This window comes from Luteitalea sp. (assembly GCA_009377605.1).
In the GTDB taxonomy this organism is placed as follows: Bacteria; Acidobacteriota; Vicinamibacteria; order Vicinamibacterales; family Vicinamibacteraceae; genus WHTT01.
This window is the reverse complement of record WHTT01000146.1, coordinates 1-10,132: the sequence shown is the minus strand read 5'-3', so window position 1 is coordinate 10,132 and position 10,132 is coordinate 1. Positions and strand designations below refer to the sequence as shown.

Here is a 10,132-nt window from a genome sequence, read left to right as displayed (position 1 = left end):
CCGGTCCAGTTGCTGGATCCGCAGGGGGCGGCCATCGAGGGCCGCGTGATCGCCACGAAGCTTCCTGCCCCGGTCGCGGCGAAGGCCGTGCGGCGCGCCGTCACGTCGGCGACCAAGAAACGCAAGCGGCCCGATCCCCGGTCGCTGGCGGCGGCGCAGTTCGTGATGGTGTTTACCACCCTGCCGGCGACGAGGCTGGCGGCGGGCGACGTCCTGGACCTCTATCGCTTTCGCTGGCAAATCGAACTGGCGTTCAAGCGCCTCAAACAACTGCTGAAACTCAGTCGCCTGCCCCACAAGGATGCGCGGGCCGCCCAAGGCTGGATTCTGGCCAAGCTGGTGGTGGCCTTGCTCCTGGAGACGCTCTATCGCACGACCCGCGCGATTTCCCCCTGGGGCTACCGCTTCCAGCAGCTCGTCTCGGTCCCGTAAGACCGAGATGGCGCCCATCCCCTCGCTGTGGCGCTGGACGACCGTGCTCGTCCACGCCCTGCGCCAGGCGCTGTGTCCGTCTCCTGGGTTGGTGCAGCTCATGGATGCCACGGCTCGTGGTGAGCTCAGTCGCGACCTTCACGATGGTCGCCGCCGTCGTACACTACAATCGGCTTCTCTTCATGGCCTTCTGAAAGACTGGATATTAGGTTAACGCATATGGGGTGAGGGGGTGAGGGGGTGACAAGGTGAGGGGGTGAGGGGGTGACAAGGTGATCGGGGTTGCGCGAACGTCCGGGGCAACGGCCGCTAATTCAGCGAGGCTTCGCACCGGCGAAGCGCAAGCCGCACCGGGCTCGCGACCTCCAACCACCGAGTTGCCACGTCACCCCGTCACCCAGTCACCTTGTCACCCCGTCACTCCCCACCCTCCATCCCGGCATCGCGGGACCTCATGGGCACGATGCCAAACGCCCTCATCTTGCGATACAGGTTACTCCGCTCGACGTGCAAGAGATCGGCGGTCCGAGAGATGTTGCCTTGCTGCTCGTCCAAGACCCGCAGGATATAGTCACGCTCGAACCGATCGCGGGCTTCGCCGAGAGGCAGCGTCCGACCGTTGACCGCGTACTCCTCGCCGCGTGCCATCGAGCCATTCTCGAGAAACGGCAGATCGTACACCTCGATCCGCTCCCCAGGCACCATGATGAGCAGCCGCTCGATGACGTTCCTCAGCTCGCGCACGTTGCCCGGCCAGGCGTAGCGGCGAAGCATCGTCAGCGCCTCTGGCGAGAACGTCCGCGGGCGGCGGCCGTGCTCACGCGCGAGCTCGGTCATGAAGTGCTCGGCGAGCAAGGGGATGTCTTCGTCGCGATCTCGCAGCGGTGGGACGAAAATGGGCACGACGTTGAGTCGAAAGTAGAGGTCGTCGCGAAAACGGCCGCTCCGAATCTCGGCCGACAACTCCTTGTTGGTCGCCGCCACGACGCGGACATCGACCCGTATGCTGGCCTGGCCGCCCACCGGATCGACCACCTGCTCCTGCAACACCCGCAGCACCTTGGCTTGTGTCTTCAGGCTCATGTCCGCGATTTCGTCGAGAAAAATCGTGCCGCCATCGGCCGCCTCGAACTTGCCGCGCCGGTCGCTGACGGCCCCCGTGAATGCCCCTTTCACGTGGCCAAACAGCTCACTCTCGATGAGCTCCTCCGGAATGGCCGCGCAGTTGACCTCGACGAAGGGGGCCTCGCGGCGCCGGCTGAGCGCGTGGATACTGCGTGCCACCAGCTCCTTGCCGGTGCCGTTCTCGCCGTACACGAGCACGCGGCCATTGGTCGGCGCCGCCATGGCGACCTGCTCTCGGAGCTGCCGCATCACGAAGCTCTCGCCGACCATCACATGCCGACGGTCCACATGGGCGCGCAGGGCGCGGTTCTCTGCCTCGAGCTGGCGCTGCCGCAGCGCGTTTCGGACGACGAGGACCGTTTTCTCGAGGGAGAGTGGCTTCTCGATGAAGTCGAACGCGCCCATTTTGATGGCGCGCACGGCCGACTCGATGCTGCCGTGACCCGAGATCATCACGACGGCGGCCTCGATGTGGCGCTCACGAAGCTGCTCGAGCGTCACCAGGCCGTCGATCCCCGGCAGCCACACGTCGAGCAGAACGACGTCGAAACGGCGCGACGCGGCTGCCTCGACGCACGCTTCGCCGGTGGCGACCATCTCGACCAGGTACCCCTCGTCGCGCAGCACGCCACGCAGCGCGGAACGCACCCCAGCCTCATCGTCCACGATCAGGATGGTCGGCTTCATTCGGGTCCTTGCACCTCAACATGGTAGCTCGATCGTGAAGCGCGCGCCGGACGGCGCGTTCTCGCCGACCTCGATGTTGCCGCCATGCTCGACGACGATCCGCCGCACAATCGCGAGGCCAAGGCCGCTGCCCCGCCGCTTGGTCGAGTAGTACGGCATGAACAGCTTGGCGCGATCGACTTCCGGAATGCCGGGGCCGTTGTCCGCGATGATGACACGCACGACAGCATGCGTCGAATCGTGCGCGGTTTCGACCGTGACGACACCCTCGGCGTCCGCCGGTCGCATCCCGTCCTGATGTGTGAGCGCGTCCACAGCGTTGTCGACGAGGTTGATCACGACACGCCTGAACTGCTCCGCATCGACACGGACCAGCGGCACCGCCTCTCCATATCGCCGGACGATCACCACGCCGTCCATGATGCCGCTGTACAACACCAGCGCATCGTCGAGGAGCGCATGCAGATCGGACGGCACCGTACGAGGCGCTGGCATTCGGGCAAACTGCGAGAACTCGTCGACCAGGGACTTGAGCGACTCCACTTCGACCGCGATCATCGACGAGCACTCCTCGACGAGCGCGCGCGTCGGCTCGGCCGCATCACCGAAGTGTCGACGGAGCCGCTCGGCGCCAAGCTGAATCGGTGTCAGTGGGTTCTTGATCTCGTGCGCAAGCCGGCGCGCCACGTCGCGCCACGCGGCCACACGCTGCGCCCGGATGAGCGGGGTCACATCGTCGAGCACCAGAATCGTTCCCGCCGCGCCGTCGGACTCGCGCAGCGGGGTCGCGGCCACCGCAAGGTGGATCTCACGGCCATCCCGCTCGAGCGCGACCTCCTGGCCGCCGCCCGCTTCCTGCTGGCGCCGCCGAAGTCGAGCGAGATCGACGAGCGGCACGAGGTCTGCTCGTCCAAACACGCCGGCGTAGGGCCGGCCGACCACGCTGGCGTCGAGTGTGAGCAATCGCGCGGCCGCACTGTTCATCGTGCTGATGATGCCGCCGCTGTCCACCGAGACCACCCCCGTGGCAATCCGCTTCAAGATGGTCTCGATGTAGCGGCGCCGTCCTTCCGCCTCCAGGCTCTTGCGCTCGAGCTCCAGGCGTGACCGCTCCAATTTTTCCCGGCTTGCCGCGAGCTCGCTCGCCATCGTGTTGAAGGCATCCACCAATGATCCGAATTCGTCGACCGTCTCCGGTTCGATCCGGTGATCGAAATGCCCCGCGCCAATCTCACGCGCGCCTGCCGCGAGCATGTTGATGGGACGAGTAATCCGCTTGGCCAGATACAACCCCATCCAGGTCGCACTGACGAGGATGAACAGCGTCATCATCAAGAAGAATGAGAGATAGACGCCTTCGAGCGGGCGTTTGAGCACGCGGAGCTGTTGATAGCCTTCGTAGGCACCAACGATGCCTCGAGCGTGGCGCGCCAGCTCGCCGGTGAGGTAATCGCTGACGACAACGACGCCAACCGGTTGAGAATCGGGCGAGGCCCTGACGAGCGACGCGGCCCGGACGAGCTCGCCGCCGCTGCGCAGCGGCTCCAGCAGGCGCGTCTCGGCGCTCCCGGCTGCGACGCGCGCCGCAAGCCGCTCGGCCGAGGCGCGCACGTGATCTCCGGGCAAGGTTGGCGCCGCCGCCTCGAACACTGACACCACCTCGGGTGGTGACGTGCGGGGAACGATTTGGTAGACCTCCACCATGCCCACCCGGCCCTGCGTCACGTCGGGCGCAACCTGCGCCCGCACGGAGGCAACGTCGCCTGCGGCAACTGCCCGGGACGACAGGACCCTCGCCAACCGCGCGGCATGTCGCCGCACCGCGGTTTGCCGCTCCTCGTAGTACTCACTGGCGATCTCGCGTGACGAGCTCAGGACTTCGTCGATAGGCGACGAGAACCAACGATTCGCGCTGTTCCGAATGAGCTCGCCACCGACGATGAGCACGAGCACGGAAGGCACGAACGTCATCCCGAGCAACACCAGCACGAGCTTGGCGCGAAAGCGCGCGAATGGCAGCGCACGGCGACGTTCGACGACCAGCTTGATGATGTTGCGCCCCAGGACGAACACCAGTGCCACGAGCATCGTCAAGTCGACGGCACACAGCGCGTAGAGGACGACCTCGGCGAGAAAGTCAGGCGTGAATTGGGCGGAGCGATCGGCGAGCCGCACCATCGCGGCGAGTGCCGCGAGCAGCAAGCCGATCGCGAGCAGGATGAGGACGGGATTGTCGCGCAGCGGCCGACGGCCGACCGCCGCGGCCCCGGCCGTCCCCTGCGGTGGTGGAGGCGATGCGGTACCGGAAAAGAGGGTCGTCACGGGTACCGACGATCGGTCAAATCACGACGCTGACAGCGACGACCGCAGCACGTAGCGAGGGGGCTTCAGCCCCCTCGCCCCCGCGGCCTGAAGGTCGCGCGCTACGGAAACACTCGAGTGAACAGCATTCGGCTCACGGCAAGAACGTGAACTTCGCACTGCCGAGTGCCGCTCCGCGGGCGAAAAACCACTCCCACGGCCAGGCGAATAGCAGGCTGGTGCGCGGTCGAGTGTGCGCGCGCACCCGCACCGAGTACTCCCCGTCACTCCTGAGCGGTCGTGTGCTGAACAGCGGTAGCCGGTTGAATGTCGTGACGCGATGCCGGACCGTCGCGGCATCCTCGGTCACGATCACCTGCTCGGTGCGACCATCCTGCATCTCGGTCACTTGGTAGCGCCGCGTCAGGTTGTCGTAGCGCACGGTCACGGCAATTGTCGCGCTCGCCACCAAACGATCGAACCAGAGGGCCGAAGTCTGCCTGAGCTCGACGTAGTAGGTAAACGTGGTCGGCAGCCCACTCTGAATCGCCTCACGCAGCTCGTCGGTGAGCCCTCCTGGCACCGAGAACGAGACCAAGACGCGTCCCTCGCGGGCGACCGGAACCACTTGAACGCCCGCCGCGTCCGTCGCGCTCCCATCTTGCGCTAGCAACAACCCCAGCATCATCACGAGGCCACATCTCAATAGGCGCACGTCAGCCTGCTCGCTTTCTGCCCCGGTTTGTTCGATGCTCTCTTCGCTTCAGCCAACCCGGTATGCTGGGACACCCGGGCAAGTGACAGGTGACAAGGTGAACGGGTGACAAGGTGACTTGGGGATCGGGGTAGACGTCGCGACGCTACCACTTCGTCCAACGCGGGGCCCAAGGCCCCGCGCCACCCACACTCAACGAGCGCATTCACCTTGTCATCTTGTCACCTTGTTCACCCATCACGGCTCCTCCTTCGTGCTCAACAGCTCCTCGAGCTCGCTCATGAACTCGCCAATATCGCGAAAGTGCCGGTACACCGACGCAAAGCGTACGTAAGCGACCTTGTCGAGCTTACGCAGCTCTTGCATGACGAACTGCCCAATCTCCGCCGTGGCCATCTCCTTCTCCGGCCGATCCTGGAGCATGGCTTCGACGCGATCCGCTGTGCGCTCGAGGGCCGCAACCTTCACCGGGCGCTTCTCACACGCCTTCAAGAGGCCCGTAATGAGCTTCTGACGCTCGAACCGCTCCCGCCGGCCGTCCTTCTTGACGACCATGTAGGGGATCTCGTCGACCCGTTCGTAGCTGGTGAAGCGTCTGCCGCACTCGAGACACTCCCGCCGGCGTCGAATCACCTCTCCCTCGCGGCCCTCCCGCGAGTCCACGACCTTGTCGCCCAAATGTCCGCAGTACGGACACTTCACGCGCCCCGCCCCTCCTGCTCGAGCCTGACACTCGCCGCGTTCAACACCGGCGGCGTTGCCGGGATGGCTACCCGAGCCACATCGGAGCTCGCCAGGGCTTGCACGTCGGACGCCGACGGCTGGTCCGGCTGGTGCCCCGACGCTCCCTCGGCCTCTGCGCGGACGTCCTGGAGCTTGCCAAAGGTCAAGCCCTCATGCGTCATGAAGATCAGACCTGCGACAATGACTGGTACGAACGACAGCGCATGCAGCACGACAGCGGCCGCCACGGCGCGGTCGTTGGCAACGCCGTAGAACGTATGGACGCTGAAACGAAACGCCTCGTGGAAACCGCCAAGCCCTCCCGGTGTCGGCAGGAGGACGCCGACCGCCAGAAATGCAAGCACGAGGAACGAACTGGAATACGGCAACGTCAAATGAAACGCGCGCATGACGAACCAGGCGCCCGCCGCAATCGAGACCCACAACAAGACGGAGAGCAGGACGGCGACGGCCAGTCGACCAGGTTCGCGCATGACCGCGAAGCCACGCAGGAACGTTTCCACGAGGCGGCCCGTGGCCCGCGCGAGATTGGCTGGCAGCACGCGCGCGAGTCGACCCGCCGCGCGGCCGAACCCTTCCGGATGGCCGGCGAGCGCGAACGCGGCGCCCAAGGATGCCATCGATAGCGCGCCACCGATGAGCCCCGCAGTCTTCACGGCACGAAACGTTGCCGCGTCGACCGCCGCGAGGCCCGGATCGAAGAGCGTCACGAACACGCCGAACAAGAGCAACACCACGGCGACGTCGAGGACACGCTCGAGGAGCACGGTCGCTAGTGTCGCGGTGGCGCTGAGCCGCTCGCGGCGCGCCAGAAGATACGGGCGAACCAGCTCACCGAGCCGGCCTGGCAGGAGGGCGTTGGTCGCAAAGCCGATGACCGTCGTTCTGAACGCGGGTCCAAAGCGCACGTGCCCGATGGGCGCCAGTAGGTACTGCCAGCGCAGCGCGCGTAAGACGTACGTGACCGCGGTCATGCAGAGCGAGAACAACAGCGGAAGCGTTTGCGCGTCGTGCATCTCGCGCGCCACGCCTGCGAGGTTCGCGTGGCGCAAGAACCACCAGAGGAGGATGGCGGTCAGACCTACGATCAGCAGCGTGCGTCGGGAGCCGCGCATGGACACCTAGGGACTCTACTATAACGCGACGTGTTAAGTCTATGGGAAAGCGAGAGTTAGTGTTGATTACCGGCTTCGTGCTGGTCGGCTGCATCGCCTACTGGTTCACCGCGCCCCCGGCCGAGGACCAGGATAACCGACTCTCGCTCGGCCGCATCACGCGCAACGTCCGGGCCGAGGTGTTTGGCGTCCGGACCAGACACCCCATCCGTGCCCACCTGCGCGAGGAGTCGACCTCTGGCCTTGGGACGCTCGATCTGGAGGGCTTCCGCGGAACGGTTGTGGTCGCCGGCCACGACGGTCACGAGATTCGGGCGGAGCTCCGCGGCGAGGTATTTGGCCTGGATCAACGGGAGGCCGCCGCGGTCGCCAGGGACACAGCCCTCCAACTCGAACGCGACGACGATGTCGCCCGCTTGGCTGTTCTGACGCCGACCTGGAGATACGCGCGGGGGCGTCCTGATCTGGCCCTCACCATCAATCTGCCTACGCGCATGCATCTGAGGCTCTCGGAGGTCGAGGGCAAGCTGGACGTTCGCGGCGTCGCGTCGGTCACGCTCGACGACGTCTCGGCCGGGATACGCATTGTGGATGTCGGAGGCGTCGTCTCGGGGACGATCGAGCGCAGCTCGGCCGATATCAGCCGCGTTGGCCTCGTCGATCTCGAAACCGGCCAGGGCGAGCTCATCGTCAGCGATGTGAGCGGTCCCGTGGTGTTGCGCCCGGAGCGTGGCAGCGTCTCCCTGAGCCGGGTGCAAGGTCCTATCACCGTCGAGGCACGCGATGTGAGTATCGACATCGACGCCAACCTCGGACCGCTGATGGTCGAGGCGCGCGACGGCAGGCTGATACTGCGGGATGCGCAGGCACCCGTGACCATCGAAGCGGAGGATCTGGAGGTGCGCCTGTTCATGGCACGCGCCGTTCCGGTCAACATCGCCACGACGGATCGGCGTCTGGACATCACGCTCCCTTCGAGCGAGGGGGTGCTCGTCGACGCGACGTCGAACGGTGGGGAGCTCCTGGTGCCAAACGCTCTACGAGTGGAGGTCTCCGATGAGACCCAGCGCGCACGAGGCCCCATCGGCGGCGGCGGTGCCCCTCTCGTGGTGACGAACCGTAGCGGAAGCATCATCATCCGGGAGATCCCGAAGACATAGAGGCCAAATGAATCGTCGTGTCTTCGTAGTTTCGACCGGAGAGCTACGAGGTTTTTTCCCCTCTAGGGGAAAGACCCCCTTTGACGTTCACGTAACACTTCGGTAAGGTGTGCACGTCGGACTTGCAGCGGCCGTGTCGAGATCGACCTCCACACGGACGAGCGAAGTCCGCGCTTACTTCCGAGGTCGTTGCGCGTGATCGCTTCGACACCCCTACGAGAGAGCTCTCTCCCGGCACTGCGGCGGCTGCGTCGGGGCAAGGTACGTGACGTGTACGACGTCGATGCGCAACATCTGCTCATCGTCGCCACCGATCGCATCTCTGCCTTCGATCATGTGCTCGGCTCCGCCATACCGGACAAGGGCAAGGTCCTGACCCAGCTCTCGGTGTTCTGGTTCGAGCTGTTGCACGACCTGATGCCGCACCACGTCGTGTCGGCAAACGTCGATGAGTATCCGGCGCTGCTACAACCGTACGCCGATGAGTTGCGGGGGCGCTCGATGCTGGTACGTCGAGCTCACCCACTGCCGGTCGAGTGCGTCGCGCGCGGATATCTGGCCGGGTCGGGATGGAAGGATTACGTCGCCACCGGCCAGGTGTGTGGTGTGGCGCTGCCACCAGGGCTTCGCGAGAGCGAGCGGTTGCCCGATCCGATCTTCACCCCGGCCACGAAAGCCACGAGCGGCCACGATGAGAACATCACCGAGTCTCACGCTGCGGGGCTCGTCGGTTCCGACGTGTTGGAGCAAGCGAAGGCGGCGACCCTCACGCTCTATCGGCGGGGTGTCGAGCACGCGGCCAGCCGCGGCATCGTCGTGGCCGATACGAAGTTCGAGTTCGGCCTCGTCGAGGCAGGGGGTCAGCAGCAGTTGATCTTGATCGACGAGGTATTGACACCCGACTCGTCGCGCTTTTGGCCAGCGGAGCACCACACGCCAGGGGGCCCACAGCCCAGCTTTGACAAGCAGTACGTGCGGGACTACCTCGAAGCCATCGGTTGGAACAAGCAGCCGCCCGTACCGTCTCTGCCAGACGAGGTGGTCGCGCGCACACGCGAAAGGTACCTGGAAGCCTTTCACCGAATCACTGGCGGCACGCTCGCCTGAGCGGTCCAATTGCTGGGAGTCGAAGGCGTGCGGGAGGAGCTCGAGCGTCTCATCGGCGAAATGATCAACAAGGGTATTCTCTACGAGGATGCCCGGCGAGAGTTCGAGCGCCGCTTCATCCAGGCCGCCCTGGACCACGCTCGTGGCAGTATCGGCCGCGCCGCCGAGCTGACGGGTCTCCACCGCAACACGCTTCGCCGCAAGATCTGCGAGTACGAGCTCTCCACGAATAGTCGGCGGGGCAAGGGGCAAAAGGTTCGAGGTTCGAGGTCCAAGGTTTGAGGTTTGAGGTGGAAGGCTCGACGCTGGTGGCCAACCTCCCTCGCCGCCCGCCACTTCGCCACTCAACGCTCAACCTCCAACCTCGAACCTCACACCCGACCCCCGACCCGCCCCAACCTCGAACCTCGAACCTCGAACCTCGAACCTCGAACCTTTTTTGCCCTTGACCCGCCACGCGTCTGTCCTATAATTAGCAGTTGCCCAGGGTGACTGCTAACGCACCAAGGGAGACAACCATCCATATGACATCGCCTATACGGAGGCCACTGCCGGGCAAACCGCGTGTTGTGGCCTCACGCGGAGTTGAGCTATGAAGGTCAGACCGCTACACGACCGCATCATCGTCAAGCGCATCGAGGAAGACGAACAGCAAGTCGGCGGCATCATCATCCCTGACACGGCCAAGGAAAAGCCGCAGCAGGGAAAGGTCGAAGCCGTCGGCAATGGGAAGGTCAAGGATGACG

General features: G+C 65.2%; 10 protein-coding genes. 5 read left to right on the top strand and 5 right to left on the bottom strand.

Translation table 11 applies throughout. The features are described from left to right. On the top strand, window positions 1–432 hold a 432-nt coding region (locus GEV06_27175; GenBank protein MPZ21542.1), incomplete at its 5' end, for a transposase. Window positions 433–849: 417 nt separating this feature from the next. On the opposite strand, the gene GEV06_27170 is transcribed toward GEV06_27175, so the two are convergent. The 5 genes from GEV06_27170 to GEV06_27150 all read right to left on the bottom strand — a co-directional run bounded on the left by GEV06_27170 (window position 850) and on the right by GEV06_27150 (window position 7,119). Then, entirely contained in the window at window positions 850–2,244 is a 1,395-nt protein-coding gene (locus GEV06_27170; protein MPZ21541.1) for a response regulator, read from the bottom strand. A gap of 15 nt (window positions 2,245–2,259) precedes the next feature. Then, entirely contained in the window at window positions 2,260–4,566 is a 2,307-nt protein-coding gene (locus tag GEV06_27165) for a HAMP domain-containing protein (protein ID MPZ21540.1), read from the bottom strand. Between the two features lie 133 nt (window positions 4,567–4,699). Then, window positions 4,700–5,260: a DUF4390 domain-containing protein gene (locus tag GEV06_27160; protein MPZ21539.1), complete on the bottom strand. Its 561-nt coding sequence runs from the start codon at window positions 5,258–5,260 to the stop codon at window positions 4,700–4,702. 237 nt (window positions 5,261–5,497) lie between these two features. Then, window positions 5,498–5,962, bottom strand: a complete 465-nt coding sequence (nrdR, locus tag GEV06_27155) for a transcriptional repressor NrdR (protein MPZ21538.1) — start codon at window positions 5,960–5,962, stop codon at window positions 5,498–5,500. Further along, window positions 5,959–7,119 (bottom strand): flippase-like domain-containing protein, encoded by a 1,161-nt coding sequence (locus GEV06_27150; protein MPZ21537.1) that lies wholly within the window; start codon window positions 7,117–7,119, stop codon window positions 5,959–5,961. Before GEV06_27150 ends, nrdR begins: the two co-directional genes overlap by 4 nt. A 41-nt stretch (window positions 7,120–7,160) precedes the next feature. Here GEV06_27150 and GEV06_27145 point away from each other — a divergent pair, with 41 nt between their 5' ends. The 4 genes from GEV06_27145 to GEV06_27130 all read left to right on the top strand — a co-directional run. Further along, window positions 7,161–8,279: a hypothetical protein gene (locus GEV06_27145; protein MPZ21536.1), complete on the top strand. Its 1,119-nt coding sequence runs from the start codon at window positions 7,161–7,163 to the stop codon at window positions 8,277–8,279. A 198-nt stretch (window positions 8,280–8,477) separates the two neighbouring features. Next, window positions 8,478–9,386 (top strand): phosphoribosylaminoimidazolesuccinocarboxamide synthase, encoded by a 909-nt coding sequence (locus GEV06_27140; GenBank protein MPZ21535.1) that lies wholly within the window; start codon window positions 8,478–8,480, stop codon window positions 9,384–9,386. A 9-nt stretch (window positions 9,387–9,395) separates the two neighbouring features. Beyond that, window positions 9,396–9,668 carry a histidine kinase gene (locus GEV06_27135; GenBank protein MPZ21534.1) on the top strand — a complete coding sequence of 91 codons (273 nt, stop codon included), beginning with the start codon at window positions 9,396–9,398 and terminating at the stop codon, window positions 9,666–9,668. A 310-nt stretch (window positions 9,669–9,978) separates the two neighbouring features. Next, the coding region (locus tag GEV06_27130; GenBank protein ID MPZ21533.1) for a co-chaperone GroES at window positions 9,979–10,132 on the top strand (154 nt) is incomplete at its 3' end.